This window comes from Sphingorhabdus contaminans, from assembly GCF_007280415.1.
In the GTDB taxonomy this organism is placed as follows: Bacteria; Pseudomonadota; Alphaproteobacteria; order Sphingomonadales; family Sphingomonadaceae; genus Sphingorhabdus_B; species Sphingorhabdus_B contaminans.
On record NZ_VKKU01000001.1, the window covers coordinates 671,803 to 697,893 of the forward strand.

At 57.3% G+C, this 26,091-nt stretch carries 25 protein-coding genes; 12 read left to right on the forward strand and 13 right to left on the reverse strand.

Going from position 1 to position 26,091, the window contains the following annotated elements; all coding sequences use genetic code 11:
• The first annotated feature begins 89 nt into the window (after nt 1-89).
• Complete coding sequence (locus FOM92_RS03375; RefSeq protein WP_143775365.1) at nt 90-2,099, forward strand: acyltransferase family protein; 2,010 nt, start codon at nt 90-92, stop codon at nt 2,097-2,099.
• Nucleotides 2,100-2,153: 54 nt separating this feature from the next.
• Here FOM92_RS03375 and rpoD read toward each other — a convergent pair whose 3' ends face one another.
• Genes rpoD through FOM92_RS03390 form a run of 3 tightly spaced genes read right to left on the reverse strand, consistent with a single transcriptional unit; the run spans nt 2,154 to nt 6,535 of the window.
• Nucleotides 2,154-4,157 (reverse strand): RNA polymerase sigma factor RpoD, encoded by a 2,004-nt coding sequence (rpoD, locus tag FOM92_RS03380; protein WP_246087209.1) that lies wholly within the window; start codon nt 4,155-4,157, stop codon nt 2,154-2,156.
• Nucleotides 4,158-4,215: 58 nt separating this feature from the next.
• Nucleotides 4,216-6,081 carry a DNA primase gene (gene dnaG, locus FOM92_RS03385; RefSeq protein ID WP_143775367.1) on the reverse strand — a complete coding sequence of 622 codons (1,866 nt, stop codon included), beginning with the start codon at nt 6,079-6,081 and terminating at the stop codon, nt 4,216-4,218.
• Nucleotide 6,082: 1 nt separating this feature from the next.
• Nucleotides 6,083-6,535 carry a GatB/YqeY domain-containing protein gene (locus FOM92_RS03390; protein ID WP_143775368.1) on the reverse strand — a complete coding sequence of 151 codons (453 nt, stop codon included), beginning with the start codon at nt 6,533-6,535 and terminating at the stop codon, nt 6,083-6,085.
• Nucleotides 6,536-6,718: 183 nt separating this feature from the next.
• On the opposite strand from FOM92_RS03390, the gene carA reads away from it, so the two are divergent.
• From carA to FOM92_RS03415, 5 genes are all read left to right on the forward strand, one after another.
• On the forward strand, nt 6,719-7,876 hold the full coding sequence (gene carA, locus FOM92_RS03395) for a glutamine-hydrolyzing carbamoyl-phosphate synthase small subunit (protein ID WP_143775369.1): 1,158 nt from the start codon (nt 6,719-6,721) through the stop codon (nt 7,874-7,876).
• The gene (locus FOM92_RS03400) at nt 7,873-8,220 is read left to right on the forward strand and encodes a hypothetical protein (protein ID WP_143775370.1); all 348 of its coding nucleotides are present in this window, start codon (nt 7,873-7,875) and stop codon (nt 8,218-8,220) included. Before carA ends, FOM92_RS03400 begins: the two co-directional genes overlap by 4 nt.
• A gap of 2 nt (nt 8,221-8,222) precedes the next feature.
• Nucleotides 8,223-11,543: a carbamoyl-phosphate synthase large subunit gene (gene carB, locus FOM92_RS03405; protein ID WP_143775371.1), complete on the forward strand. Its 3,321-nt coding sequence runs from the start codon at nt 8,223-8,225 to the stop codon at nt 11,541-11,543.
• Between the two features lie 96 nt (nt 11,544-11,639).
• A complete protein-coding gene (greA, locus tag FOM92_RS03410; RefSeq protein WP_143775372.1) occupies nt 11,640-12,116 on the forward strand; it encodes a transcription elongation factor GreA in 477 nt (158 codons plus the stop codon).
• Between the two features lie 114 nt (nt 12,117-12,230).
• Nucleotides 12,231-12,893: a rhomboid family intramembrane serine protease gene (locus FOM92_RS03415; RefSeq protein WP_143775373.1), complete on the forward strand. Its 663-nt coding sequence runs from the start codon at nt 12,231-12,233 to the stop codon at nt 12,891-12,893.
• A 45-nt stretch (nt 12,894-12,938) separates the two neighbouring features.
• Here the strand turns inward: FOM92_RS03415 and FOM92_RS03420 are convergent, their stop codons facing one another.
• The 5 genes from FOM92_RS03420 to FOM92_RS15905 are packed head-to-tail and all read right to left on the reverse strand — an operon-like array spanning nt 12,939 to nt 14,994.
• On the reverse strand, nt 12,939-13,157 hold the full coding sequence (locus tag FOM92_RS03420; RefSeq protein WP_143775374.1) for a DUF4170 domain-containing protein: 219 nt from the start codon (nt 13,155-13,157) through the stop codon (nt 12,939-12,941).
• An 11-nt stretch (nt 13,158-13,168) separates the two neighbouring features.
• Nucleotides 13,169-13,675, reverse strand: coding sequence for a hypothetical protein (locus tag FOM92_RS03425; protein WP_143775375.1), 507 nt, complete (start codon nt 13,673-13,675; stop codon nt 13,169-13,171).
• A 14-nt stretch (nt 13,676-13,689) separates the two neighbouring features.
• Nucleotides 13,690-13,995, reverse strand: a complete 306-nt coding sequence (locus tag FOM92_RS03430) for a hypothetical protein (RefSeq protein WP_143775376.1) — start codon at nt 13,993-13,995, stop codon at nt 13,690-13,692.
• A 10-nt stretch (nt 13,996-14,005) separates the two neighbouring features.
• Entirely contained in the window at nt 14,006-14,401 is a 396-nt protein-coding gene (locus FOM92_RS03435; protein WP_143775377.1) for a phage holin family protein, read from the reverse strand.
• A 53-nt stretch (nt 14,402-14,454) separates the two neighbouring features.
• Complete coding sequence (locus FOM92_RS15905; RefSeq protein ID WP_170226778.1) at nt 14,455-14,994, reverse strand: hypothetical protein; 540 nt, start codon at nt 14,992-14,994, stop codon at nt 14,455-14,457.
• Nucleotides 14,995-15,179: 185 nt separating this feature from the next.
• On the opposite strand from FOM92_RS15905, the gene eno reads away from it, so the two are divergent.
• The 4 genes from eno (at nt 15,180) to FOM92_RS03465 (ending at nt 19,371) form a co-directional block, all read left to right on the forward strand.
• Entirely contained in the window at nt 15,180-16,454 is a 1,275-nt protein-coding gene (gene eno, locus FOM92_RS03450) for a phosphopyruvate hydratase (RefSeq protein WP_143775379.1), read from the forward strand.
• 44 nt (nt 16,455-16,498) lie between these two features.
• Nucleotides 16,499-16,810: an FtsB family cell division protein gene (locus FOM92_RS03455; RefSeq protein WP_143775380.1), complete on the forward strand. Its 312-nt coding sequence runs from the start codon at nt 16,499-16,501 to the stop codon at nt 16,808-16,810.
• Nucleotides 16,811-16,936: 126 nt separating this feature from the next.
• The gene (gene pdhA, locus FOM92_RS03460; RefSeq protein WP_143775381.1) at nt 16,937-18,007 is read left to right on the forward strand and encodes a pyruvate dehydrogenase (acetyl-transferring) E1 component subunit alpha; all 1,071 of its coding nucleotides are present in this window, start codon (nt 16,937-16,939) and stop codon (nt 18,005-18,007) included.
• Nucleotides 18,007-19,371: a pyruvate dehydrogenase complex E1 component subunit beta gene (locus FOM92_RS03465; protein ID WP_143775382.1), complete on the forward strand. Its 1,365-nt coding sequence runs from the start codon at nt 18,007-18,009 to the stop codon at nt 19,369-19,371. Before pdhA ends, FOM92_RS03465 begins: the two co-directional genes overlap by 1 nt.
• Nucleotides 19,372-19,393: 22 nt before the next feature.
• Here the strand turns inward: FOM92_RS03465 and FOM92_RS03470 are convergent, their stop codons facing one another.
• Genes FOM92_RS03470 through FOM92_RS03480 form a run of 3 tightly spaced genes read right to left on the reverse strand, consistent with a single transcriptional unit; the run spans nt 19,394 to nt 23,074 of the window.
• Nucleotides 19,394-20,098, reverse strand: coding sequence for a TadE/TadG family type IV pilus assembly protein (locus FOM92_RS03470; RefSeq protein ID WP_170226779.1), 705 nt, complete (start codon nt 20,096-20,098; stop codon nt 19,394-19,396).
• Nucleotides 20,091-20,720, reverse strand: a complete 630-nt coding sequence (locus tag FOM92_RS03475) for a TadE/TadG family type IV pilus assembly protein (protein WP_143775384.1) — start codon at nt 20,718-20,720, stop codon at nt 20,091-20,093. Before FOM92_RS03475 ends, FOM92_RS03470 begins: the two co-directional genes overlap by 8 nt.
• A gap of 2 nt (nt 20,721-20,722) precedes the next feature.
• Complete coding sequence (locus FOM92_RS03480; protein ID WP_143775385.1) at nt 20,723-23,074, reverse strand: TadE/TadG family type IV pilus assembly protein; 2,352 nt, start codon at nt 23,072-23,074, stop codon at nt 20,723-20,725.
• Nucleotides 23,075-23,209: 135 nt separating this feature from the next.
• Here FOM92_RS03480 and FOM92_RS03485 point away from each other — a divergent pair, with 135 nt between their 5' ends.
• On the forward strand, nt 23,210-23,809 hold the full coding sequence (locus tag FOM92_RS03485; RefSeq protein WP_170226780.1) for a squalene/phytoene synthase family protein: 600 nt from the start codon (nt 23,210-23,212) through the stop codon (nt 23,807-23,809).
• A 40-nt stretch (nt 23,810-23,849) separates the two neighbouring features.
• Nucleotides 23,850-24,317 (forward strand): EF-hand domain-containing protein, encoded by a 468-nt coding sequence (locus FOM92_RS03490; RefSeq protein WP_143775387.1) that lies wholly within the window; start codon nt 23,850-23,852, stop codon nt 24,315-24,317.
• Between the two features lie 10 nt (nt 24,318-24,327).
• On the opposite strand, the gene FOM92_RS03495 is transcribed toward FOM92_RS03490, so the two are convergent.
• Complete coding sequence (locus FOM92_RS03495; RefSeq protein WP_143775388.1) at nt 24,328-24,807, reverse strand: GNAT family N-acetyltransferase; 480 nt, start codon at nt 24,805-24,807, stop codon at nt 24,328-24,330.
• Between the two features lie 5 nt (nt 24,808-24,812).
• Nucleotides 24,813-26,048 carry a TCR/Tet family MFS transporter gene (locus tag FOM92_RS03500; protein WP_143775389.1) on the reverse strand — a complete coding sequence of 412 codons (1,236 nt, stop codon included), beginning with the start codon at nt 26,046-26,048 and terminating at the stop codon, nt 24,813-24,815.
• Nucleotides 26,049-26,091 lie beyond the last annotated feature (43 nt).

Below are 26,091 nucleotides of genomic sequence, written 5' to 3' on the forward strand. Positions count from 1 at the left end.
CCTTTGCTTAAATGACTTCTTGTGTCGTCTCGCTAAGGTGAAGGGGCGAATTTCTGTATTTTTACAGGGCAAGAGCCGGAACGAATTTGATGACTGAATATGGTAGAACGACGGCTTCGGCGCTGGCGTACCGCCCCGATATTGACGGTTTGCGGGCCATTGCCGTTTTGGCTGTCCTGTTTTTCCACGCTGATCTGGGCTTTGTACCGGGCGGTTATGTCGGGGTTGATATCTTTTTCGTCATTTCAGGCTACCTGATTTCCAGGCTGATTGTCGGCGAGATCGAGCAGGGCAATTTCTCTCTGATGCGCTTTTACGAACGCCGGATCAGGCGGTTGTTTCCGGCCCTGTTCCTTATGCTTTTTGTCTCGCTGGTTGCCGGTGCATTGATCCTGTTGCCGCAGGATTTCACCTACATGTCCCGAAATAGCTTTGGTGCGGCGGCCTTTGTGTCGAACATCGCCTATTGGACGCAAACGGGCTATTTTGAAGGCGATGCCAAGGTGCGCGTTCTCTTGCACACATGGTCGCTTGCTGTCGAAGAGCAGGTGTATATCATCTATCCCATCATCCTGATGCTCATCCTCAGGAAATGGGCGCAGCATATCAAAAGCATTTTGCTGGGCCTTGCGGGATTGTCTTTCCTCGCCTGTGTCTGGATGACCGGCATCGACCAGTCGACAGCCTTTTACCTGATGCCATTCCGGGCATGGGAGTTTCTGATTGGCGCTTTGCTGGCAGTCGGGCTGTTCAAGGCGCCCGAGCGTAAGCAGACCGCGACGATTGCCGGCCTGGCAGGCCTCGCTCTGTTGATCGCCACATTCGTGATTTTCGATGATCTCACCGTTTTTCCCGGCGCTGCTGCATTCTTTCCATGTTTAGGCACCGCCTTGCTGATCTGGGCGGGGAAGGATGTGTTGACGGGACGGATGCTTTCCAACGCGGCAATGCGGTTCGTCGGCAAAATCTCTTATTCCGTATATCTCTGGCACTGGCCGCTGTTCGTGTTCGTCAATTACGTGAATATCGGAAAGCTGACCCTGCTGCAAAATGCCGGGCTTGCCGGCATTTCCATTGCGCTAGGCTATCTGTCCTGGCGTTTCGTCGAACTGCCGTTCCGGCGGCCCTATGACGAAACGCCGCAACGTTCTGTCTTTGCCTTGGGCGGGGCATCGATCGTGCTCGTGTCCTGCATCTCGGCCGCAATCTATTTCAGCGGAGGCTTGCCTGACCGGTTCAAGGACCGGACCGTCGAACTGGCATCTTACGAAAAGTCGATGAATCCGGAATCCGATATGTGCGGAAAAGTGGAACTTCAGCTGGAACCCAATTCCCGTTGCACCATCGGCGATCCAAGCGATGCCTCTGTATTCCTGTGGGGCGATTCCCATGCAGGCGCGCTGTTCGGTGCACTGGATCAGGTAGCCATGGAAAGCGGATCGGGCATTGTCTATGGCGCATCCCCGCAATGCCCGCCCTTGCTGGGGGCAGGAACAAGCCCGGCTTGCGTCGAAGGCAACCGTAAGCGGCTGGACTATGTTCTGGCCAACAAAGACATCCATACGGTCATATTGGCGGCACGCTGGTCACTTTATCTCGAAGGGCGCTTTGTCTCGACCGGAGAGGCTGAAACCAACAACGGCGCGCCCAAGTTGATTGGCCCGGATGGGGAACCTTATCCTATGTTCAGCGACGCCGCGCGCCATCATTTCCGCGACGGGATCCGCAATCTGGTGCAGATCCTGATGGCAAACGGAAAGCATGTGGTCCTCGTCTATCCAGTGCCGGAAACCGGATATGACATTCCGAAAACACTCGCCCTGTTGAGCTTGCGCGGAGAGGACCCCGCTGACTTTACCGTGTCGCGCGATCTTTATGTGGAGCGGCAGTGGCGCGCGACCAAGATATTGGAAGATCTGGGCCATCACCGTTTGCTGACACGAATCTATCCGGCCCGGATATTCTGCCCGACGTCACGGTGCATGACCTTTGCCAATGGATCGCCGCTCTATTTCGATAGCCATCACCTGAGCGTCCCCGGTGCGCGTATGCTCAAACAACCGATTGAAGACGCCATCAATCGCGTTCCGCACGCATAAAAAAGGCCGCCCTTGATGGAAGGGCAGCCTTTTTCATTTCATTCGCTTTACTGATTATTGGTCGAGGAACGAGCGCATCTTGCGGCTGCGGCTCGGGTGTTTCAACTTGCGCAGAGCCTTTGCCTCAATTTGGCGGATACGTTCGCGGGTCACGCTGAACTGCTGCCCGACTTCTTCCAGTGTATGGTCCGTGTTCATGCCAATGCCAAAACGCATGCGCAACACACGTTCCTCACGCGGGGTGAGGGATGCAAGAACGCGGGTCACCGTTTCCTTGAGATTGGCCTGAATGGCGGCATCCACGGGGATAATCGCGTTTTTGTCCTCGATGAAATCACCCAGGTGGCTGTCTTCCTCATCCCCGATCGGGGTTTCAAGGCTGATCGGCTCTTTGGCGATTTTCATCACCTTGCGGACCTTTTCCAGCGGCATGGAAAGGCGCTCTGCCATTTCCTCAGGGGTCGGTTCGCGACCCTGTTCGTGCAGGAACTGGCGGCTTGTGCGGACCAGCTTGTTGATCGTTTCGATCATGTGCACCGGAATACGGATTGTCCGCGCCTGGTCAGCAATCGAGCGGGTGATGGCCTGCCGGATCCACCATGTGGCGTAGGTGCTGAACTTGTAGCCGCGGCGATATTCGAATTTGTCGACCGCCTTCATGAGGCCGATATTGCCTTCCTGAATAAGGTCGAGGAACTGAAGCCCGCGGTTGGTGTATTTCTTGGCAATGGAAATCACGAGGCGCAAATTGGCTTCGACCATTTCCTTTTTCGCGATGCGTGCCTCGCGCTCGCCCTTTTGCACCATGTTCACGATGCGGCGGAATTCGCCAAGGCTCATGCCGGTATTTGCCGCGATATCGGCAATTTCGGCACGGATGCGTTCGACGGCGTCCGCTTCGTTGGTCGCAAAGGCATTCCATTTTTTGTCGATGTTCGCGACATCGGCCAGCCAGTTTTCGTCCAGCTCGTGGCCCATATAGCTGTCGAGGAACGCCTTGCGCGGAACCTTGTGCCGTTCCGCAAGACGCAACATCTGTCCGCCAAGGGCGGTCAGGCGGCGGTTGAACGAATAGAGCTGGTCCACCAGATACTCGATCTTGTTGGCATGGAACTGGACCGACTCCACTTCGGCGGTCAATTCTTCGCGTAATTTGTGATATTTATTTTCCGAAGCTGCGGAAAATTCTTCACCGGCATTCAATGCCCGCATGCGGTCAAGCTGCACGTTGGAGAATTTCTTGAACAGCGATGCGATCTTGGCAAAACGCTCCAAAGCCGCAGGCTTCAGCGCTTCTTCCATCTGCGCGAGGCTGAGGGTATTGTCCTCTTCCTCTTCTTCGACGGGACGCGCACGGCGTTCGGTCATATCGTCGTCATCATCGTCCGACGATTCCGGTTCATCCTCAACTTCGTCTTCTTCCTTGTAGGAAGGGCCAGCGGTTTTTTCGCTGATTTCGCCGTCGCCTTCTTCCTCACCGTCTTCGGTCAGGCTTTCAGGCGCTGGTTCCTTGGACAACATGGCGTCAAGGTCGAGAATTTCGCGCAACTGCATGTTGCCGTCGTTCAGTGCATTGGACCAGTCGATAATGGCATGGAACGTGATCGGGCTTTCGCACAGACCCAGGATCATCGTGTCGCGGCCGGATTCGATGCGCTTGGCAATCGCGATCTCGCCTTCGCGGCTGAGCAATTCGACGGCACCCATTTCGCGCAGATACATGCGGACAGGGTCGTCTGTGCGTTCGCCCGCGCCGGTTTTCTTGGTCGTGTTGGTCAGCGAGCGCGGGTCATTCTCCGAGATATTGTCGATGGTTTCGACTTCTTCCTCGGGCTCCTCGCCATCTTCACCGGCTTCATCATTCTCGACAATCTGAACGCCCATGTCGTTGATTGCGGACATGACGTCTTCAATCTGCTCGGAAGACATCTGGTCCTGCGGCAATGCGGCGTTGAGCTCATCATAGGTCAAAAAGCCCCGGCGTTTCGCCTTTGCGAGCAGCTTCTTGATGGTCGCATCGTTAAGGTCAATCAGCGGTGCATCACCGTTTTCGGACATATCTTCTTCATTTTCGTTTGCGCGACTTGCCAAAATAATTCCCCGATAACTCTAAATTCTACAATCCGTCCGCATCGCGCCGAAAAAATGCGATGATGCGGTCGTCAAATGCCTTTTTCTCGGCGCGCAATCGTTGCTGTTCCGCAAAAGTCTCGTCGGTCATCTCCGAACTTGCCCGCAATGTGGCGCGTTCCAAAGCTTCTTCCAGCGCGGGACGCTGCTTCATAAGCCTGATTGCTTCACCCAATTCCTTTGAAGCGTTGGACAATCCGTCGCTTCCAACCCCGACATCTCCACGGTTAAAAGCAAAGACTTTGCCGTTGCTGTGGAGAAGCGATATGGCGACATTATACAACTTCTCGTCCAATATGGTAATTAACCCCTCCGTATCAAGCGATTCTTTGGCAAAACTTGCATCAAGTATCGCACCCAACAATTTTGCATGATTCGGGTCGGCCGGAACGAAGTCGCTCAGGGCTTCCTGATGATGCTGGATCAGCACGGGATTGCGTAAAAGCGCGCCGAGCACGCCCTGAACCAGAAAGTCCGAATTTTTGGCGTTGAAGCTCTTGGTTTCTGCGCCGGGCGGCAGGATTTGCGGTGCGCGCCAGTCGCGGGCTTTCCCCTTGCGGGTTGGGATGCTGGGCTGAAAAGGGGCGCGTGCTTTGGGCGCGAACAGCGTATCGAACCGTTCGCGAAAAGCATCGGCATAATGGCGACGTATTTCGGCATCGGCGATGTTTGCCATATGCCCGCCTAGCCGTTGCTTGAGACCCGCGCGGTCTTCCGGGGTGTCCAGGGGGCCTGCGGCCACTTCGCTGCGCCAGAGGCGCTCGACGAGCGGTTCAGAACGGTCGAGGAGTTCGGCGAATGCCTTGGGCCCTGACTTTTTCACCAGATCATCGGGGTCCTGACCCTCGGGCAAGGTAACGAATTGCAGGCTGTGACCGGGCTTCAGCAGTGGTAACGCCCGCAATGCGGCGCGCATCGCGGCCTTTTGCCCTGCGCTGTCGCCATCAAAGCAGAGCAGGGGCTTTTCGGTCATCCGCCACAGCATCTGGATTTGTTGCTCCGTCAAAGCGGTTCCCAGTGGCGCGACGGCATCTGCAAAACCGGCCTGTGCGATGGCGATCACGTCCATATAGCCTTCGACAACGATCACGCGCCCCGTCTTGCGGGAGGCAGGCGAGCATTTGTCGAGATTGTAGAGCGTGCGGCCTTTGTCGAACAAGGGGGTGTCCGGGGAATTGAGATATTTGGGCTCGCCATCGCCCAATATCCGGCCGCCAAAGGCAATGACACGACCACGCGGGTCGCGGATCGGGATCATCAGGCGCCCGCGGAACCGGTCATAGGGCTCCTTGTCGTCGACCGCGATCAACAGGCCCGCCTCGACCAGCATGGGAATGCCGAATTTCTGCAACGCGGATTTGAGCGCGGTGCGGTTGTCGGGGGCAAGGCCGAAACCGAATTCCTGGATTGTCTTTGCCGAAAAGCCGCGCTTTTGAAGATAAGAGCGGGCCGCTGCGCCCTCGACGCCCTGCAACTGCTGGACAAACCAGTCCTGCGCTGCCGTCATGACGTCATATAAATTATTCGCTTTTTCAGCGCGTTGCGCGGCCCTCGGGTCGGCTGCCGGAACTTCCATGCCGGCTTCGGCGGCCAGTTCCTTGATGGCGTCCATAAAGGACAACCCCCGCTGGTCCGTCATCCAGCGGATTGCATCGCCATGCGCGGAACAGCCGAAGCAATGGTAGAACCCCTTTTCATCGTTGATCGTGAAACTGGGCGTCTTTTCATTATGGAAGGGGCAGCAGGCCTTGAACTCGCGCCCCGCACGCGTGACCTTCACCGTACGGCCGATCAACGCGGACAGCGTGATCCGGGAACGGAGTTCATCAAGCCATTGCGGGGTTAGTGTCACTTCAAGCCAGCGCCGCTTTCACAAGGCCGCTGGCCTTACTCATGTCGAGTTGCGGGCCGTGGCGTTCTTTCAACGTGGCCATGACGCGTCCCATGTCCTTCACGGTGGAGGCGCCCAGTTCCGCCTTGATTGCCTCAATGGCCGCGCTGGTTTCGGCTTCGGTCATCTGCGCGGGCAGGAATTCTTCAATGACGGCCAGCTCCGCCGCCTCGACCGCCGCAAGCTCGGCGCGGCCACCCTGTTCGTACAGGGCAATGGATTCGCGACGCTGCTTCACCATTTTTTGCAGGACTTCGACGACAAGCGCGTCGTCATCGGGCTGTTGTGACGCGGTGCGCAGCTCGATATCGCGATCCTTGATCTTGGCAAGGATAAGGCGGACGGCGGCAAGGCGGTCTTTTTCGCCCGCCTTCATGGCAGAGATCTGGGCGGCTTTAATGGTGTCACGAATCATTTTGCATTTCCGAATTTTTGAAGAGGAAGTGCGTTAGACGAACATCCATTTTTCGTCACCCTCAACTTCGCCGGGCACTATTCCACAACTTTCTCGTTTTCCGCATTGACGCTGCGGCCCGCCATGTCTAGGCGCGGTGCCTTAGCGACATTGCTGCAACCTTCTGACCGGAGCGACCCCATCATGGCCGACCCTACCTCTACGCGCGCGCCCACCGGAGCGACAGGCGTATTGGTATTGGCGTCAGGCGAGATCATCTGGGGCAGGGGCTTTGGAGCCGAAGGACAGGCGGTTGGCGAGGTGTGCTTTAACACTGCGATGACCGGTTATCAGGAGGTGATGACCGACCCGTCCTATGCCGGGCAGATCATCAACTTCACCTTTCCCCATATCGGCAATGTCGGCGCAAATCCCGAAGATGTGGAGGCGCTGAACCCGCACGCCCTCGGTGCCATTGTGCGCCAGGATGTGACCGATCCGTCGAATTTCCGAAGCACACAGCATTTCGATGCCTGGATGCAGGCCAATGGCCGCATTGGTATTTCCGGCATCGACACCCGCGCGCTGACCCGCCTGATCCGCATCAATGGCGCGCCGAACGCGGTTATCGCCCATTCGTCGAGCAGTAAGTTTGATATCCCGGCATTGCTCGCGCAGGCACGGGCCTCGGCCGGGCTGGAGGGGATGGACCTTGCGAAAGAGGTGACGGCCCTGCAAACCTATGGCTGGGACAGGGGTTTGTGGAAACTGGGTGAGGGTTATGCCGCCCCTGCAAAGGGCAGTCGCAAGGTTGTCGCCATTGATTACGGTATCAAGCACAATATCCTGCGCAATCTGGTCGATGTCGGTTGCGACGTGACAGTGGTCCCGGCGACCGCTGCCTTTGACGAGATCATGGCGCACGCACCCGATGGCCTTTTCCTGTCCAACGGCCCGGGCGATCCCGCGGCGACGGGCGAATATGCGGTGCCGGTCATCCGGCAATGGCTGGAAACGAAAAAGCCGCTTTTCGGCATCTGCCTCGGGCACCAGATGCTGGGCCTTGCGGTCGGCGCAAAGACCGAAAAGATGCATCAGGGACACCGCGGTGCCAACCATCCGGTCAAGCGCCTGTCCGATGGCGCGGTCGAGATTACGAGCATGAACCACGGCTTTGCAGTCGATGCGGAAACTCTGCCCGCCAATGCCAAGGCAACGCACACCAGCCTGTTTGACGGCTCCAATTGCGGCTTTGAACTGGTCGATCAGCCTGCGTTCAGCGTGCAATATCACCCCGAGGCCTCACCGGGGCCGCAGGACAGCCATTATCTCTTCGAAAAATTTGCGGGGATGATGGGGTGAGCCAAGCGAGCATCAACTTCTCGATGGTGATGATCGCAAGCGCGACCCTGATCCTTGGTGCCTGCGGAGACGCCGGCAATAGCAGCTCCGGATCCAAAACAGCGATGACCGAGGCGCAATTTGCTGAGCTGAAGGCCAATTGCAAGCTGCAGACCGCCCGTTTTGGTCCCTCAACCACGAACGAGACTTCGGTTATTGATGGCGTACCAGTGACGGTTGAAGAAACAAAGGGAACCAGTGGCGTAATGATCAAGCTCAGCCAGGCCGAAGGCACAGCTGCCTTTTCGTGCATAACCGGCGAGTTTGAGCGCACGGGCGCCGAAGCTTATGTGAGCATGGAATAATAATGCCCAAAAGAACTGACATCTCCTCTATCCTGATCATCGGTGCAGGCCCCATCATTATCGGGCAGGCGTGCGAGTTTGACTATTCGGGGACGCAGGCGTGCAAAGCGCTGCGGGAGGAGGGCTATCGCATCATCCTCGTCAATTCCAATCCTGCGACAATCATGACCGATCCGGACATGGCCGACGCGACCTATGTCGAGCCGATCACGCCCGAAATCGTGGCCAAGATTATTGAAAAGGAACGGCCCGACGCGGTGTTGCCGACGATGGGCGGGCAAACCGCGCTGAATACGGCGCTTGCCCTTTTCAACGATGGTACGCTTGCCAAATATGGTGTCGAAATGATCGGTGCGGATGCCGAGGCAATCGACAAGGCCGAAGACCGGATCAAATTCCGCAACGCAATGGACAAGATCGGGCTGGAATCCGCCCGTTCCGGCATCGCGCACAGCCTGGACGAGGCGCTGGAAGTGCTGGAGCGCACCGGCCTGCCGGCCATCATCCGTCCCAGTTTCACCATGGGCGGCACGGGTGGAGGCATCGCCTATAACCGCGACGAATTTATCCAGATCGTGACCGGTGGTCTCGACGCCTCACCCACGACCGAGGTGCTGATCGAGGAATCGCTGCTCGGCTGGAAAGAATATGAGATGGAGGTCGTGCGCGACCGCAATGACAATGCCATCATCATCTGTTCCATCGAGAATGTCGATCCGATGGGCGTGCATACAGGTGACTCGATCACCGTCGCCCCTGCCTTGACCCTGACGGACAAGGAATATCAGATCATGCGCAACGCAAGCATTGCCTGCTTGCGCGAAATCGGCGTGGAAACAGGGGGATCGAACGTACAGTTCGCAGTCAATCCGAAGGACGGCCGCCTGATCGTTATCGAGATGAATCCGCGTGTTTCGCGTTCCTCGGCGCTGGCGTCCAAGGCCACCGGCTTCCCGATTGCCAAGGTCGCGGCCAAGTTGGCGGTCGGCTATACGCTCGACGAGATTACGAACGACATTACCGGCGCCACTCCGGCATCGTTCGAACCGACGATCGACTATGTCGTGACCAAGATCCCGCGCTTTGCTTTTGAAAAGTTCAAAGGCGCCGAACCGTTGCTGCACACGGCGATGAAGTCGGTGGGCGAGGTGATGGCCATTGGCCGCAACATCCACGAAAGCATGCAAAAGGCGCTGCGCGGTCTGGAAACCGGACTGTCGGGTTTCAACTATGTCGATGCGCTGCGCGGCGCGTCGAAAGACGAGCTTTCCGCCGAATTGTCGCGGGCCACGCCCGACCGCTTGCTGGTCGCTGCGCAGGCACTGCGCGAAGGCATGACCGTTGCGGAAATCCACGCCATTGCGAAATTTGATCCCTGGTTTCTGGAACGATTGGCCGAAATCATCGCCGAGGAAAATGCGATCAAGGCCAATGGTCTGCCCAATGGTCCGGAGGCTTTGCGCAGGCTGAAGGCTATGGGCTTTTCGGACAAGCGGCTTGCCTATCTCGCCGTGGAATCGCTCAATATCCGGCCCGGCATGGAAACGGCTGTGCGTCATGGGTCCGGTATCGCGATGCAGGCGGCGCGCGCCATGGCGGGTGCGGTGACAGAGGACGAGGTTCGCGCCCTGCGGCACAAGTTGGGTGTCCGGCCGGTTTTCAAGCGGATCGACACCTGCGCTGCCGAATTCGAGGCGAAAACACCTTATATGTATTCGACTTACGAAGCACCGAGCTTCGGAACGCCCGAATGCGAAAGCCAGCCATCCGACCGCGAGAAAGTCGTGATCTTGGGCGGCGGGCCGAACCGCATCGGACAGGGGATCGAGTTCGACTATTGCTGCGTCCACGCCTGCTTTGCGTTGGCGGATGCTGGGTATGAGACCATCATGGTCAACTGCAACCCGGAAACGGTGTCGACCGACTATGACACGTCAGACCGGCTCTATTTCGAACCGCTGACCGCAGAAGATGTGCTGGAAATCCTTCATGTCGAACAGCAAAAGGGCCGGCTGAAGGGCGTGATTGTCCAATTTGGCGGCCAAACCCCGCTGAATCTGGCCAAAGCGCTGGAGGCGGCGGGCATTCCGATCCTTGGCACCTCGCCGGATGCGATTGACCTTGCCGAAGACCGGGAGCGTTTTGCCGCGCTCATCAACAAGCTGAAGCTGCGCCAACCCCAAAACGGCATCGCGCGCAGCCGGGAAGAGGCCATCGCGGTGGCCGAAAAGATTGGCTACCCTGTATTGATGCGGCCGTCCTATGTGCTCGGTGGCCGGGCGATGGAAATTGTCGATACGCAGGCGCAGCTTGAAAATTATATCCAGACGGCCGTGATTGTGTCGGGCGACTCGCCCGTCCTGATCGACAGCTATCTGCGCGATGCTATCGAAGTTGATGTCGACGCGATTTGCGACGGCGACGATGTCGTTGTGGCCGGTATCCTGCAGCATATCGAAGAAGCAGGCGTGCACAGTGGCGACAGCGCCTGCACCATTCCGCCCTATAGCCTGCCGGCGGACATTATCGCCGAAATCCGGCGTCAGGCGGAATTGCTGGCGTTCAACCTCCACGTCCGCGGGCTGATGAATGTCCAGTTCGCGGTCAAGGATGGCAAGGTCTATCTGATCGAGGTCAATCCGCGTGCCAGCCGCACGGTACCCTTTGTCGCCAAGGCCATCGGCGCGCCGATAGCGAAGATTGCGGCGCGTGTCATGGCGGGCGAAAAGCTGAAAGACTTGCCGCCGATCAAACTCGACATCGATTATATCGCGGTCAAAGAGGCGGTGTTCCCGTTTGACCGGTTCCCGGGCGTTGACCCTGTCCTGTCGCCGGAAATGAAATCAACCGGCGAAGTCATGGGTATCGACAAGGATTTTGCGACGGCCTTTGCGAAATCGCAGATCGGCGCGAGGATGCCGCCGCCTATGGGCGGAAAATTGTTTGTATCGGTGAAGGACAGTGACAAGCCGGTGATCGTACCGGCGGTCAAACAGGCTATCGAATGCGGATTTTCCGTCTGTGCTACCGGCGGGACTGCCGACTATCTGCGAGCACAGGGAATCGAGGTCGAGCGGGTGAACAAGGTTGCCCAGGGCCGACCCCATATTGTCGACAAGATCAAGGATGGGGAGATCCACCTGATTTTCAACACGACCGAAGGTTGGCAGAGCCTGAAAGACAGCGAAGAAATCCGCCGTTCCGCGCTTGTGAACAAGGTTTCGCAATATACGACAGCCGCAGGAAGTGTCGCCGTGGCACAGGCGATTGCGTCCTTGCAGCAACGGCAACTTGAAGTTCGGCCACTTCAGGACTATTATTAACGGAAGCAGTATCTCTCCTCTAAATTTGAAACTGCATATCGGATGGGTTTGACCGCTCCTCCGATTGGGAAGTTTTTGTGACGAAGGGCAGCCAAAATGGCGAGTTTTGAAAAATATCCGATGTTGGCCGAAGGCTATGAAAAGCTGATGACCGACCTGAAGCGCCTCCGTGACGAGCGCCCGATGATTGTGGATGCAATCGAGGAAGCACGTGCGCATGGCGATTTATCGGAAAATGCCGAATATCACGCTGCCAAGGAACGTCAGGGCCAGGTCGAAGCCGCGATTTCCGAAATCGAGGACAAGATCGGCCGCGCGCAGATTATCGATCCGTCGACACTGTCGGGTGACAAGATTGTCTTTGGTGCCACCGTCACCTTGCTGGATGACGATGACAAGCCCGTGCGTTACCAGTTGGTGGGCGAAACGGAGGCCGATGCCAAGGCTGGCCGGATTTCCTATAATTCGCCGCTGGGCCGGGCCCTGATTGGCCGCGTGGTCGATGACGAAATCGAGCTGACCGTGCCGTCGGGCGACAAATATTATCTCGTGTCGAAGATCGAGTTTATCTGAATTGACCCCGGAAGATCAAAATCATGCCGCCCAATCCGTTGAAGAGCGGATGGGGGTGATTTTGTGCGAAATGTCCGGAACGCTCCGCACTAACTTCCCTATGGGAGGTAAGTGATGCAGTTCCCGCGCGGTCCTGTCACCAACGCACTTGTCGTCATCAATCTGGTGATAGCACTGATCTTGCTAGTCCCCCAATGGTGGGAATATGCTGTCATTTCCGGCGGGCTGTGGCCGATACGGCTCAGCGGTGACAGTTCCCAGTTTGAGGCTATCGGCTTTCTCGTTCCTGCCTTTCTGACACCACTTACCGCTGCATTTCTGCATGGCGGGCTGATGCATGCAATTTTGAACATGGTCATGTTGCTGCTGATCGGCAAAATGGTGGAACGCGTTCTGGGTGGCGGTATCTATCTCTTCCTCTATCTGGTCGGGGCCTATGCGGCCGCAGGTACGGAATGGCTGGCGGCGGTGATGCAATGGCCAATGTCGGCCGATATGATGGCGCCCGCCATCGGTGCAAGCGGCGCGATCTCCGCGATTATCGGTGCCTATGTCCTGCTGTTCCCGAACGCGCAGCCGAAGGCATGGGGACCAATCCCTGCGAACATCGCCAGACCGTTACATCTGACCCTTGCCTGGGTGGCGCTTAATCTTGCTTTGGGATTTGTGGGACCCGGTCTTGGTATCGGCATTGCCATCTGGTCGCATATCGGCGGTTTTGTAGCAGGCCTGTTTCTGGCAAGGCCCTTGCTTTTGTGGCGTTACCGCAAAGCCTGACATACCGCAGGCGGAGCGCCGCATGAAGCGGCGCCCGGCACAGCATTATTCCTGTGGCTGCAGCAACTTGTGCAGATGCACGACCACATATTTCATTTCGGCATCGTCCACCGTCTTTTGCGCTGCCCCGCGCCATGCCTCTTCAGCCGAGGCATAGTCTGGAAACATGCCGACGATGTCGAGCTTGTCGAGATCCGTAAATTCCAGTGTCTGCGGGTCTTTGACCCGGCCCCCGAACACCAGATGCAATTTTGCTTCGGTCAAATTCTTGCCCCTTAATCCTTCTTTTTGGCCGCTTCCGTAGCTGCCGCGCCCGCGGCCTTTACCGCTTCTGCTGCTTTGCTGACAAGGTCCCTAAATTGGTCACGGACTGCATCGCCGTTTAGGCCCAGGCTATCCACCTTTTCCTTGCCGGCCGACTTTGCGGCCTTCGCCATTTCCTTGGCCTTTTTATTCAGCTTCTTGCCCGTCTTGCCCATCAATTTGGTTTCCCGCTCTGTGCGGGGCAGGAGAGCGCCGATAATCGCGCCAATGGCGACACCGCCGAGCACGATGGCAAGCGGATTTTTGTCGATGCCCTGTGATGTTTTCTGGGCTGCCTTCTGCGCATAGTCGCGTGATTGCTTTACGCCGCGGGCGGCGGCTTCGCGGCCCTTTTCATAAGCGTCTGCGGCCTTTTCACGGGCAACCGCGCTTTTCTTGCTTGTCGTGGCCTTGGCCGTTGCCAGACCTTCTTTCGCGTTCTGGGTCGCGGTCTTTATGCTGTCGCCGATCTTGCTCATGGTTCGTTCCTGTTTCAGTTGCCGTCAGGCAAGTTGTTTTTACTCTTTCGCAGCTTTGAAAGCCAATTGGAAATAGGTCGGCGGGCCGCAAATAAAATTGCCCCCAAACCGACTGCACCGATTAGCGGTGCATTTTTGCGGGCAAGTTGCGCGGCGTCTTCGGATACCTTCACCGCTTGCGTTTTTTTCCGGTGCAAAAAGCGCCGGATCTGGTTGCGCGGGTGAAGAATATCCTGCGCAACCTCAACGGTTCCACGCAGCTTGCGCCTCAGATTGCGGCGTTCCGCGTCGGATAATATCACCGACTTCCGGTCAGTCACCTCAGGGTCCTTAGGTAATAGGGTCGTCATCGCGTTCAATCTCCGGGAAGTAAACCTTCCTCAGCCATTTTCGTGCCTTCAACCCGCATATTATTCCGATAAGGATGAACGTCGCCGTAACCGACAAAGTCGCCCATCCCGGACCAATCAGGGGCGACACTGTCAGGACCAGCCCGATGACGAGCGCAATGGCGGCGCCGCTAAATGCGAAGGCCGCTATGGCGCCGAAACGGAAGGACCATCGCAGGACATGGCGGCTATAGTCCAGCCGGGACTGGTAATAATTGACCTCGGCCCGGACAAGTGCACGCAGATCGTCAAGGACCAGCGTGACCTGTTCCACGGGCGATGGTTCGGACTCGATGTCCGAATTGTCCCTGTCTGTGTTCTGATGCTCGTCCGTCATTCCACCCGCTTAACGGCGAATGGCCGTCTATGGCAATGCCACTGTTATGGAAATCAGGTGTTGTCGCTACCTGAACGGAACAGTCGGGCCAGAACAAAGCCGACCGCTGCAGCCGCACCGATCGCAACGGCAGGGCTCTTGCGGACGAACTGGCGTGCATCCTCGGCAAGGGCGTCGACATCCTTGGCGTCGAGCTTGCTGGCGAAACCGTCAACCGCGTCGGCCGCGCCACGGGCGTAATCGCCATATTGCTTGCCCACATTTTCATCGATGGTGGCGGCGCTGTCGCGGATCAGTTTGCCGATGCTGCCAACGGCTTCCGTCGCGCGCTCCTTGCCCTTTTCAGCCGCAGCCTTTGCGCTGCCCGCTGCTTTCGCCTTGAAATCATTCATGTCGGATTTAACCTTCGCGGTTACATTTTCGGTCTTGCCCTTGGGCGGTGCCGCCTTTGCAATCGCCTTGGTCGTCGCGACAGGCTTCTTTGCGGCAGCTGGCTTTGCAGTGGCAGCAGGCTTTGCAGTTGTCTTCTTAGGCGCCGCCTTGGGTTTCGCCGCCGGCTTTGCAGCAGCTTTCGGTTTTGCGGTTTCGGCCATTTCGGAACTCCTTGGGGTTAGGGGTGGGGCGTTACACAGTACAGATATTTGTATTCAAGGTGCCTTAGTCAACTATAGCACCACAAAATAGATTATAAATCTTTATCTCTGCGCAACATTGCCAAATCAAAGGCAGAACGATAGAGGCGCGCATACGTTCCCTCAGCCACCAATTGGAGCCTTTCATGACCGGAATTATCGACATTCACGCCCGCGAGATACTGGACAGCCGGGGCAACCCGACGGTGGAAGTCGATGTACTGCTCGAAGATGGCAGCTTCGGCCGTGCGGCGGTTCCCTCGGGCGCCTCGACCGGTGCTTATGAAGCGGTGGAAAAGCGCGATGGCGACAAGGCGCGCTACATGGGCAAAGGCGTGCTGCAGGCCGTTGAGTCCGTCAACGGACCAATTTCCGAAGCGCTGCTCGACCTGGATGCCGAAGATCAGGAAGATATCGATGCGGTGATGATCGACCTTGATGGCACCGACAACAAGTCCAACCTGGGCGCAAATGCGATTCTGGGTGTGAGCCTTGCGGTGGCGAAGGCCGCTGCGGATGCGCGCGGTTTGCCGCTCTACCGCTATGTCGGCGGTGTGAACGCACATGTGCTGCCCGTGCCGATGATGAACATCATCAACGGCGGCGAACATGCCGACAATCCCATCGATTTTCAGGAATTCATGGTCATGCCGGTAGGCGCCAGCTCCATTGCCGAGGCCGTGCGCTGGGGTTCCGAGATTTTCCACACCTTGAAAAAGGGCCTGCATGAAAAGGGTCTTGCCACGGCGGTCGGCGATGAAGGCGGTTTCGCGCCCAATCTGGCATCGACCCGCGATGCGCTCGATTTCATCATGGCCTCGATTGAAAAGGCTGGCTTCAAGGTTGGCGACGAAGTCGTCCTCGCGCTTGACTGCGCGGCGACCGAATTCTTCAAAAATGGCAAATATGAAATTTCGGGCGAGGGGCTTTCGCTCAGCCCGCATGAAATGGCCGATTATTTGGCCGCCCTGTGCAAGGACTATCCCATTCGTTCGATCGAAGACGGCATGAGCGAAGATGATTTTGAAGGCTGGAAGGCGCTGACCGACAAGATCGGTCATGAGGTACAGCTTGTCGGCGACGACCTTTTTGTGACCAACCCGGATCGCCTGTCGATGGGCATCGGCAAGGGCCTCGCCAATTCTCTGCTGGTGAAGGTCAACCAGATCGGCACATTGACCGAAACGCTCGCCGCCGTATCGATGGCGCATCGCGCGTCCTATACCGCGGTAATGTCGCACCGTTCCGGCGAGACGGAAGACGCAACGATTGCCGACCTCGCCGTTGCAACCAATTGCGGACAGATCAAAACCGGAAGCCTTGCCCGGTCGGACCGGTTGGCAAAGTACAACCAGCTGATCCGTATCGAGGAAGAGCTGGGCGCCGCTGCGCAGTTCGCCGGACGCAGCATTTTCCGCTAATCCACATTCTTGCCTTGGCGCGGAAAATGGTGTTCTAATCCGGCATGGCACAGGGCAAGAAGAATCCGCAATATGTCAAAACGGTCATTGGACCGGGACTGGCGCTTGTCGCTTTGCTGGGGATCGCTTCCTACGCGTTGCTGGGGCCGACGGGCATCATCGCCTGGACCGATTATCGCGCGGCATTGAGCGAGCGGAAAATTGAACTGGCCCAATTGAAAAAGGAACGCGACGCGCTGCGCAACCGGCAACTTTTGCTGGACCGTGATAATGTCGATCCCGATCTTGCCGGCGAATTGATGCGCAAGGAACTTAACGTTGTTGCGCCGGACGAGGTCGTTGTTCCGTTAAAGTAATAGGCCGGAACGCATAATGAATAGCTATGCACCCTGTTTCGTAGCGGAAAACCGCTTTTCACCTCGCGTGAATTTGACTAGGCGGGAAACACTTAAAGCCCGAATATAACAGCAGAGGATTACGCTTTGGCCAAGACCCCCGCGAAGAAATCCGCCCCCAAGAAAGCGAGTGTCAGCGAGGATCTTTCCCGCGCAAACCGGGAGCGTCCTGCAGAGCCTGTTCCTTATAAGGCAACCAAGGAAGAGCTGCTCAAATTCTACCGCGACATGCTGTTGATCCGGCGGTTCGAGGAAAAGGCGGGCCAGCTTTACGGGCTGGGGCTCATCGGAGGCTTCTGCCATTTGTATATCGGTCAGGAAGCGGTTGCCATCGGGCTGCAGTCTGCGCTGACACCCGGCAAGGACAGCGTCATTACCGGATATCGCGATCATGGTCACATGTTGGCCTATGGCATTGATCCCAATATCATCATGGCCGAACTCACCGGCCGGGCCGCGGGCATATCGCGCGGCAAGGGCGGGTCGATGCACATGTTTTCCACCGAACATAAATTTTATGGTGGTCACGGCATCGTCGGTGCGCAGGTGTCGCTCGGCGCGGGGCTTGCCTTCGGGCACAAATATTCGGGCGATGGCGGCGTTTGCCTCGCCTATTTTGGTGATGGTGCCGCCAATCAGGGGCAGGTCTATGAGAGCTTCAACATGGCCGAGTTGTGGAAGTTGCCGATCATTTTCGTGATCGAAAACAACCAATATGCCATGGGCACCAGCGTCAACCGCGCTTCATCGGAAGACCAGTTGTACCGTCGCGGCGAAAGTTTCCGTATTCCGGGTATCCAGGTGGACGGAATGGATGTGCTTGCCGTACGCGGCGCGGCAGAGGTCGCACTGGATTGGGTGCGCGGCGGCAATGGTCCGGTCTTGCTGGAAATGAAAACCTATCGGTATCGCGGCCATTCCATGTCCGATCCGGCCAAATACCGCAGCCGGGACGAAGTGCAATCTGTCCGCGACAACAGCGATCCTATCGAAGGCTGCAAGGCCTATCTCGCAGAAATGGGCGTAGGTGAGGACGAATTGAAAGCGCTGGAAAAGGAAATCCGGACCATCGTGAATGAGTCAGCCGATTTTGCGGAAAGCTCGCCCGAGCCTGAATTGAACGAACTATATACCGACGTACTGGTGGAGCAATATTGATGGCAATCGAACTTAAAATGCCTGCGCTTTCGCCGACGATGGAAGAAGGCACCCTGGCCAAATGGCTCGTGAAAGAAGGCGATAGCGTCAAGTCAGGCGATATCCTGGCCGAGATCGAGACGGACAAGGCGACGATGGAATTTGAGGCTGTCGATGAAGGCGTCATCTCCTCCATCACCGTTCCCGAAGGGACGGATGGTGTGAAGGTTGGTACGGTCATCGCGCTGATTGCTGGTGATGGCGAAGCGGCCGCGCCGCCGCCACCGCCACCGCCCGCGGCGGCTCCGGTTGCTGCAGCACCTGCAGAGGCACCGGCTGCTGCTGTAGCCGCGCCTGTCGCTGTTGTTGCCAAAGCCGACCCTGCGGTGCCTGAGGGAACCGCAATGATTTCACTCACCCTGCGCGAGGCTTTGCGCGACGCGATGGCGGAAGAAATGCGCCGTGACGACCGCGTTTTTGTGATGGGTGAAGAGGTCGCCGAATATCAGGGTGCCTATAAGGTTACCCAAGGTCTGCTCGCCGAATTTGGTGCGCGCCGCGTTATCGACACGCCGATTACCGAATATGGCTTTGCCGGTATCGGCACGGGCGCGGCAATGGGCGGATTGCGGCCTGTTATCGAGTTCATGACCTTCAACTTTGCAATGCAAGCCATTGACCATATTATCAACTCGGCCGCCAAGACCAATTATATGTCGGGTGGCCAGATGCGGTGCCCGATTGTGTTCCGTGGTCCGAATGGCGCCGCGGCGCGTGTCGGGGCGCAGCATAGCCAGAACTACGCCCCTTGGTATGCGAGCGTCCCCGGTCTGATCGTCATCAGTCCCTATGATGCTGCCGATGCCAAAGGTCTTCTGAAGGCCGCAATCCGGTGCGAGGATCCGGTTGTCTTCCTCGAAAATGAACTGCTTTACGGGCGTACATTCGACATCCCCGATCTCGACGACCATGTCCTGCCCATCGGCAAGGCGCGTGTCATGCGGGAAGGGACGGACGTCACCGTCGTCAGCTATTCCATTGGTGTGGGCATGTCCCTGGAAGCGGCGGAAAAGCTTGCTGGCGAAGGCATCAGTGTTGAAGTTATCGACTTGCGCACAATTCGCCCGCTTGACAAGGCGACAATCCTTGCCAGCCTTGCAAAAACCAACCGTCTCGTCATCGCTGAAGAAGGATGGCCGGTCTGCTCGGTCGGCAGCGAAGTGATCGCGATTTGCATGGAGGATGGTTTTGACGACCTCGATGCACCCGTCATCCGCGTCACGAATGAAGATGTGCCGATGCCCTATGCAGCAAATCTGGAAAAGGCGGCGCTCGTCAATGCCGACAAGATTGCCGCAGGGGTTCGCAAGGTGCTGGGTCGTTAAGACCCAGCAGTCCGTCCTTTAATCAGGTGCAGGTTGCCGCAGCGGCACCTTCGGTATTGTAGACCTGTGTCAGGTCACGTGCGTCGCGCACCATCATCGCGGCAATCGCGTTGATATTTTCATAGTCCTTGATGGCAAAGCCGTTCAGGAACAGCGGCTGATAGCGATAATGCACTTCGGCAAACATCACCGGCGTTCCGGCAGGTGCGGTAACCTGACGTCCCGGAGGTCCCATCGCGTCCATATTCTGGCCACTGGGCTGGCCGGCAACACCATATTGCGGCGTATAGCTGGTGGCGAGGCCGCGGCAACGTTGCCAGGCAATTTTGAGCTTTCCGGTCGGATTGGGGTTAGCGACCGTTTCCAAGCTGGAAAGAATGATGCGCCCATTCGGAATGGTGTCTCCATCCTCAGTATGGCTGCCGAAGATGTCGAGATCACCGGCGTGAATTTCGGCACCGGTGAACAGGTCGTTGATCTGGGTTTCGGTAATCTTCTTGTTCGCAAGAGGATCGCCTTCGCCGATACGCGCCGCGTTATCCGCCACCTGTAACGCCAATTGCGAAACCTGCGTCGAGTCATTGGCATAATTGGCCAGTTCCGCCCCGGACGCCACGAACACCATGAACACAGGTGCGATGAAAGCGAACTCGATCAGTGCAAGACCGCTTTCATTTTTGACAATGGAGGGCGAACCGCCCAAAAATTTTCTGAGTTTCTTACGCATCTTCACACTTCCGCGTAATGGCCGCGGCCTTTTGTCCATAGGGCTGGTTCGCAATAACGGTCGATGCCGTCAGCGTTACCCGGTCGCTGACGCCCAGCAATCCGGCCAGCGGAAACAGGCGGTCATAGCTGATCGTCGCCGAATATTTCACCGCGTCGCGGGTGTAACCCTGACCATCGGCGATACCGTCGGCATCGAACGAACTGTTGTTGTTTTCGTCAATGTAATTTTCGTCATTATTACATTCGCCATCGCCGTTGGTATCGTCCCAAACTTCGCTTTCCGGAAAGGCTGCATCGGTGAAGGTGCGGAAATAGGTGCGGCTAAAGCTGTCGGCGTTGAACTCGGCAGTGCGATGGACGGCAGTGACCTGATCGATCACCTTCTGGTCCACAGCCGCCTGGATCTCGGCAACGGTACCGGTTTCAAGTGCGGAGTCGCGTGCTGCCTTGTTGACCGAACCCTGCAACACGGATTGCATGTACAGGGTATGGCCGAAGTCGAAGCCGCCAAATAGCAGCGTGAACATTACCGGTGAAATAACCGCGAACTCGACGATGGACGTGCCTTCGCGGTCATTTACGAACTTCAAAAATGGCTTGTGCAATTTGGTAAGCATCATGATTACCCCGTCAGCTTGAGTTCGGAAATGGATTCAGCGATCTTGTTGAAGGATTCGATCAGCAACTGCGTGTTTGACGCCTGGAAGAAGTGGTTGTTGCGCGATGTTGCGCAGTTCTTCATCCGCTCGGTCGTCGCAAAGTCGGTGGTTCCGTAATAGACAACCCACAAGGTCACACCGTTATTACCCAGATTTTTGATGGCCGTGCAGAGCGCGGTCGTCCGGGCATTCGTAGCGTCGTTCAAATCCCCGAGGTCGGGATTGGTGCCGGCCGGCGTGCGGCGGCGATCCCATCCTTCGATACCATAGGGCGTATAGTTGTTGCCCATGTTGTAGGTTTCGCCGTCGGTCATGAAGATCATGTGCCGCTGGATTTCCTGCCCATCAGGGGTTGTCGCATTTTCATCTGCGTACAGCCCCGTCGGGGATAAAAGACGAGCACCCCAGATCAGGCCGATGTCATGATAGGTGTTTCCACCGGGGGTGAGCGCGTTTACATAGTTTTTGTAATTGGTTGAGCCTGTTGCGTCACGGTAGGTGGCAAGCTTTCGCGCCATAGCCGAAGGGCAGCCAGGGCTGGTATTGCGCGACATGCCCGACGGGTTGGACGTGCTTGTCGATGCACGCCAGACATCGGCAAGTACCGGTTCATAATAGTCGGTACCACCACCGTCGGCGTCAAAACCAACCCAGTTATGGCGTCCCCAGACAGCGTTCTGCAGCTGGAAACCCCAACGGGTTGCTTCATCGCCCGTATCCGGAATCATATCGATGTCGAGGTCGTAAGCCTCATCGGGGATGGGATTGAATTCGTCGCTCGGGTCGCCGTCTTCGTTACGAACGGTCTGCCGTTCTTCGATGCAGCCGCTCCATGCGACAGTGGCATTCGATACGACCTTGATGGTTGACGATGAAGAGTTGCCCGACAGGTTTACCGTCAGGTTGGACTCATTCAAAGGCAGGGCAATTGAGGCATTATATGCAGTGCTCGTATTATCGCCGCCACCCGCTTTCAGTGAAGACACGTTAAACGTGACTGGCTTGTATACCCATCCGGTGATGCGCTGACGTTCCACCCATGTAATCGGACGGCTCGAGGTGCCGCCAGTCTGCGTTTTTGTGTAGGTCGTTGTATGGGCGCGACGCTCCAAAAAACAACTCGTGGTGCCGCTACGGCTTTCCCAGACGTAACGATATTGGGTCACCGTGAACGGACGTGTCTGTTGGTAGGATGTGACTTGTTCCGTCGCCGGATAAACGGGCGGGTTGTTTGTCGTACCGACCGCCGTAGTTGTGGTGCTTCCGCCGCTTTCCGTAAGCCCGGTCAGGTTGTTTCCACTACCCGAAAGGTTATTGAACGCGTTGCAGCTTGTGCTGTTGGTCGCCGAGGTCTGACGGAACGGTTTCGAGCCTTGAAGCGTGGTTACACTGCCCGACGTGATGTCGGTCCAGCCGCTGGTGCTTTGGCGGGTGTTGTAGGGGCTTGATGGCGGGGATGCGGGCGTCCAGTCGTTCAGCCAGCCGGTCGTGGCACTCGCGGTTCCCAAGGTCCACGTCCAGACATCCTCCAGTTCGGCTTCGCGCGACTGGAATGTTTGCGTGTCCTTATAATAGCCGTTTTGCAGGATGTTGCCGATGTTCACCTGCTCGTCAAAAGGCACAAAGCCGAAGCGGAGCTGGGTCAGGGTCGAAAGATCCCCGATCGGGTTAGCCGTCTTGTAGCATTCGGCGGGGGTAACATCGTCGATATTCTGGCGGGCAAGCGCTTCGTAAAAGCATTTTGTCGCACGTTTCAGACCATTGATTTTGGTCAGGCCCGTGGGGTCACCGGGGATGGCGCTGGACATTGAACCGGTGACGTCGAACACGAACATCACATCGGTATGGGGAATTTTCATCTGGCTAGTGCAGGTCACGGTGACGGTGCGCTCTTCTTCGCCCAAAATGCGCATGAGCGTCATGGGAACAACGGCCGATGCCGTGCCCGTTACGGTACCGTTGGCTTCGACAAAATTGCGTGTCCGGTTTTCGGAACCCAGATAGCCATTTTCAAAGTTGAAATCGAACATCTGCAGACCCGACAGATAGGTCGCGTCGTTGGTGCGGTTGCCGTCGTTATTGACGTCCCAGCGGCCATTGCCCATGACCTTGCGCGATGCCAGTGATCCTGCGTCGCAGCCCGCCTGGAGCCGGTTTTTAACGGAATAGAGGCGCGCCATGTCCACCGCGCCACCCACCAAACCGGCCATTGGAAACAGCGCCGCGGCGAAGATCGCAACGGTATTGCCAGACTGGTCTTTGCGCAGACGTGCGAGAAATCCGGTACGCTTTTCAGCGTCGGTCTTTGCAGTCATTGTGGCGTTCCCCTGTTCCACAGATTAAAATTCAATGTTAGTAATTACCAAATCAGAGTAAGTGCTTCTTAAATTTAAATGGTTAGTGGCCCGTTAACTTTGATTTGCCCCGCAGATCTCTTGGGTTTTGGGAAAATGACCGCATCTTTCGAGCAACTTTCACCGCCCCAGCGACTCGCTGTCGTTTATGCGCCTGCAATGGTTAGGAATGCGTTTGCGTTGCTCCTGCAATTTGACGAGCGGCTTTCGGACATTGTCAGCCGGGTGAGCGAGCCCATGATTGGGCAACTCAAACTGGCCTGGTGGCGGGATGCATTGAGGGCGGAGCAGGGGCAGAGGCCGAAAGGGGAGCCGCTGCTTTCGATGCTGGCGGAATGGGAGCAACCGGAACTGACCGCCGCGGCCCTTGCCCTTGTAGATGCATGGGAAATGCTGCTGATGGAGGAGCATTGGTCCGACGCCCTGCTCGATCGTTTCGCCACGGCGCGGGGGGAGGCGGTGTTCGGGGGATATCTGCTGTTGCAGCAAAAGGATGTGCCTGCAGGCGGCATCGCCAGGGAATGGGCCAAGCGGGATCTTGCGGAACGCTATCCGAACGCCATGCCGGACGGATTTTCCGTGGCGACCGAAGCCTTACCCGGCAAGCGCCTGTTTCGGCCGCTGACCCTGCTGGTTATGATGGCACGCGGGGTGTCCGGACCCCGGCTGATCTGGCACGGCTTGACGGGACGCTGATTTTGCGGTCATGACGTCATGTCATGCTAGGGGTTTGGAATTGCAGAGAATTTTAGTTGGAGGACTGGCTGCCTTGCTGTTCATGGCGGGCAGTTTTTGGTTGTGGCAGATCCAGGCGTCGCAGGAAAGTTCGATACCCGCCCCACCGCCGCCGCCTGCCTTGGCTGATGACATGTTGCCCGCTGCCGGACCAGATGCGCCACTTGTAGGACCAGCCCCGCCCGTTCCGCCCGAGGCACCCAAGGCAAGCCGCGAAGAGGTCCGCTTCAACCGCTATGACCGAAACCGTGACGAGCTGATTTCACGGATCGAGATGATGGGCAGTCGGACTAAGGCGTTCCGGCAACTCGACAAGGATGGCAATAATCTACTGACTTTCGAAGAATGGGCGGTGGCAACCGGGGAACGGTTCGCAATGGCCGATATCAACCGCGATAGCCTGCTGACCCGTAAAGAATTTGTCCGCACCCGTCCGAAGCCCGCTGCAAAGCCTGCCTGCCGTTGCTGATCCCCGGGCGTTAGCGCCGCGGACCGAGTGTTGCCTGGACGGGAAGCGCCATGTGGTTGGGGTTGCGCAGTAACAGGCGCCGTGGCTCCCACGGGCCGGGTAGCGACCATTGGCTGGTACCTTCGGCATCAAAACCGAAGCGGCCATAATATTCCGGGTCGCCGATCATCACCATAGGCGGATCGTCGGGCAGGATTGCGGCGAGCATCGCGTTCATGAGCTGATGCCCAAGCCCCCGATTTTGCCATGCGGGCGCCACCGCCACAGGGCCGACCAGCAGGATATGCGTGCTATTCGCGGCGATGGGCCAGCATTGGATACTGCCGATACACTGCCCGTCTTCGACAATGCCGAAGGAAAGATGGTCCACAACCGGCATGCCCTTGCGCAACAGATAGGCTGTGCGCTGGTGCCGGTCTGTCCCGAACGCATCGTCGAGCAGCGCTTCAACCTCCGCAGGCGGGACTTGGTTCAGGGAAATCAGGGGCATTTTCGTCAATTCTGTTCGGGATCAGGTTCGCGTTTCGATACGAGCAACAAGGCCAGCAAAGTCACAATGCTCAATCCTGCCGCAACCAGAAAGGGAGCGCCGGGAAAATAGATGGGGGCCTTGTCCGAGGTGAAGGTTGCGAGAATATTGTTGTACACGAGCTGCGCCATCAAAAAGGAGAGGGCCGACAGACTTCCGTTCATGCCCTGCAATTCACCTTGCTGGTTTGGCGGCGTACGGCGCGACATCATCGCGTTGATGGCGGGCATGGCCATGCCGGAAAATCCGTTCAGCACATTGAGCAGCAAAGCAATCGCGCCATTTGTCAGAAATGCCGTGATCGTGAAACTCGCCAAACCGAAGGCCATACCGATGACGGCGGTGTTTCGTTCGCCAAAGCGCTTGACCGCACGGCCGATGACCATGGACTGGAACAGCAACAACGAAACCCCCACCAGCGTAAGGGAAATGCCGACCATTTTGCTGTCCCAGCCAAATTGGATCGGGGCGAAAAAGGTCCATGACGCGGGGTAGATATTGGTTGCGCACAGCCACAGGAAATAGATGGATGCAATTGGCAAAATGCCCCTGATCTTCGCCAGATTGGCGAGAGCGCCGAGCGGATTGGCGCGCCGCCATTGAAAGGGTCTTTGACGCTCCTTCGGCATGGTTTCGGGAAATACGAAATAGCCATAGATACCGTTGGCGAACGCAAGCCCGGCGGCAATCAGAAAGGGCAGGCGGGTCCCATAGTCGGCCAGCAATCCGCCCAGTGCGGGGCCCAGTATGAAACCCAGACCAAAGGCCGCACCGACCTTGCCAAAGCTTGCCGCCCGGTCCTCTGCGCGAGACATATCGGCCATTGCCGCGTTGGCAGGTCCAAAAATCGCACCAAGCCCACCTGCGATGGACCGGCCGATGAAAAGCCAGATGATCGAGGGCGCCAGTCCCATCAGCAAAAAGTCGGCGCCAAAACCGAACAGGGAAAACAGAAACACGGGCCGGCGTCCGAAACGGTCACCCAGATTGCCCATCATAGGCCCAAGGAGAAACTGGAAAATCGCGTATGCAGCACCGATCCAGGCCCCCAGACGCGTTGCCTCGGACATTCCGAGCCCCGTCAATTCACGGATCAGGTCGGGCAAGACTGGGGTGATAATCCCGAAGCCGACGGCATAAATGAAGACCGTCAACAGGACGAAGCGTTGTGCGCGTTTCTGCAGGACGGGGTCGGTAAACATGCCGCCTACTGTCAGTTAGGTCCCAATTTGTCCAACGGATTGT

What these genes read in the sequence shown, in the direction of transcription:
- FOM92_RS03485 (WP_170226780.1), top strand. Translation starts at nt 23,210, where the DNA reads ATGACCGCATCTTTCGAGCAACTTTCACCGCCCCAGCGACTCGCTGTC.
- FOM92_RS03455 (WP_143775380.1), top strand. Translation starts at nt 16,499, where the DNA reads ATGGCACAGGGCAAGAAGAATCCGCAATATGTCAAAACGGTCATTGGA.
- FOM92_RS03435 (WP_143775377.1), bottom strand. Translation starts at nt 14,401, where the DNA reads ATGACGGACGAGCATCAGAACACAGACAGGGACAATTCGGACATCGAG.
- FOM92_RS03480 (WP_143775385.1), bottom strand. Translation starts at nt 23,074, where the DNA reads ATGACTGCAAAGACCGACGCTGAAAAGCGTACCGGATTTCTCGCACGT.
- FOM92_RS03375 (WP_143775365.1), top strand. Translation starts at nt 90, where the DNA reads ATGACTGAATATGGTAGAACGACGGCTTCGGCGCTGGCGTACCGCCCC.
- FOM92_RS03500 (WP_143775389.1), bottom strand. Translation starts at nt 26,048, where the DNA reads ATGTTTACCGACCCCGTCCTGCAGAAACGCGCACAACGCTTCGTCCTG.
- eno (WP_143775379.1), top strand. Translation starts at nt 15,180, where the DNA reads ATGACCGGAATTATCGACATTCACGCCCGCGAGATACTGGACAGCCGG.
- FOM92_RS03495 (WP_143775388.1), bottom strand. Translation starts at nt 24,807, where the DNA reads ATGCCCCTGATTTCCCTGAACCAAGTCCCGCCTGCGGAGGTTGAAGCG.
- carA (WP_143775369.1), top strand. Translation starts at nt 6,719, where the DNA reads ATGGCCGACCCTACCTCTACGCGCGCGCCCACCGGAGCGACAGGCGTA.
- greA (WP_143775372.1), top strand. Translation starts at nt 11,640, where the DNA reads ATGGCGAGTTTTGAAAAATATCCGATGTTGGCCGAAGGCTATGAAAAG.
- FOM92_RS15905 (WP_170226778.1), bottom strand. Translation starts at nt 14,994, where the DNA reads ATGGCCGAAACCGCAAAACCGAAAGCTGCTGCAAAGCCGGCGGCGAAA.
- rpoD (WP_246087209.1), bottom strand. Translation starts at nt 4,157, where the DNA reads ATGTCCGAAAACGGTGATGCACCGCTGATTGACCTTAACGATGCGACC.
- FOM92_RS03470 (WP_170226779.1), bottom strand. Translation starts at nt 20,098, where the DNA reads ATGCGTAAGAAACTCAGAAAATTTTTGGGCGGTTCGCCCTCCATTGTC.
- FOM92_RS03415 (WP_143775373.1), top strand. Translation starts at nt 12,231, where the DNA reads ATGCAGTTCCCGCGCGGTCCTGTCACCAACGCACTTGTCGTCATCAAT.
- FOM92_RS03475 (WP_143775384.1), bottom strand. Translation starts at nt 20,720, where the DNA reads ATGATGCTTACCAAATTGCACAAGCCATTTTTGAAGTTCGTAAATGAC.
- FOM92_RS03390 (WP_143775368.1), bottom strand. Translation starts at nt 6,535, where the DNA reads ATGATTCGTGACACCATTAAAGCCGCCCAGATCTCTGCCATGAAGGCG.
- carB (WP_143775371.1), top strand. Translation starts at nt 8,223, where the DNA reads ATGCCCAAAAGAACTGACATCTCCTCTATCCTGATCATCGGTGCAGGC.
- FOM92_RS03465 (WP_143775382.1), top strand. Translation starts at nt 18,007, where the DNA reads ATGGCAATCGAACTTAAAATGCCTGCGCTTTCGCCGACGATGGAAGAA.
- FOM92_RS03425 (WP_143775375.1), bottom strand. Translation starts at nt 13,675, where the DNA reads ATGAGCAAGATCGGCGACAGCATAAAGACCGCGACCCAGAACGCGAAA.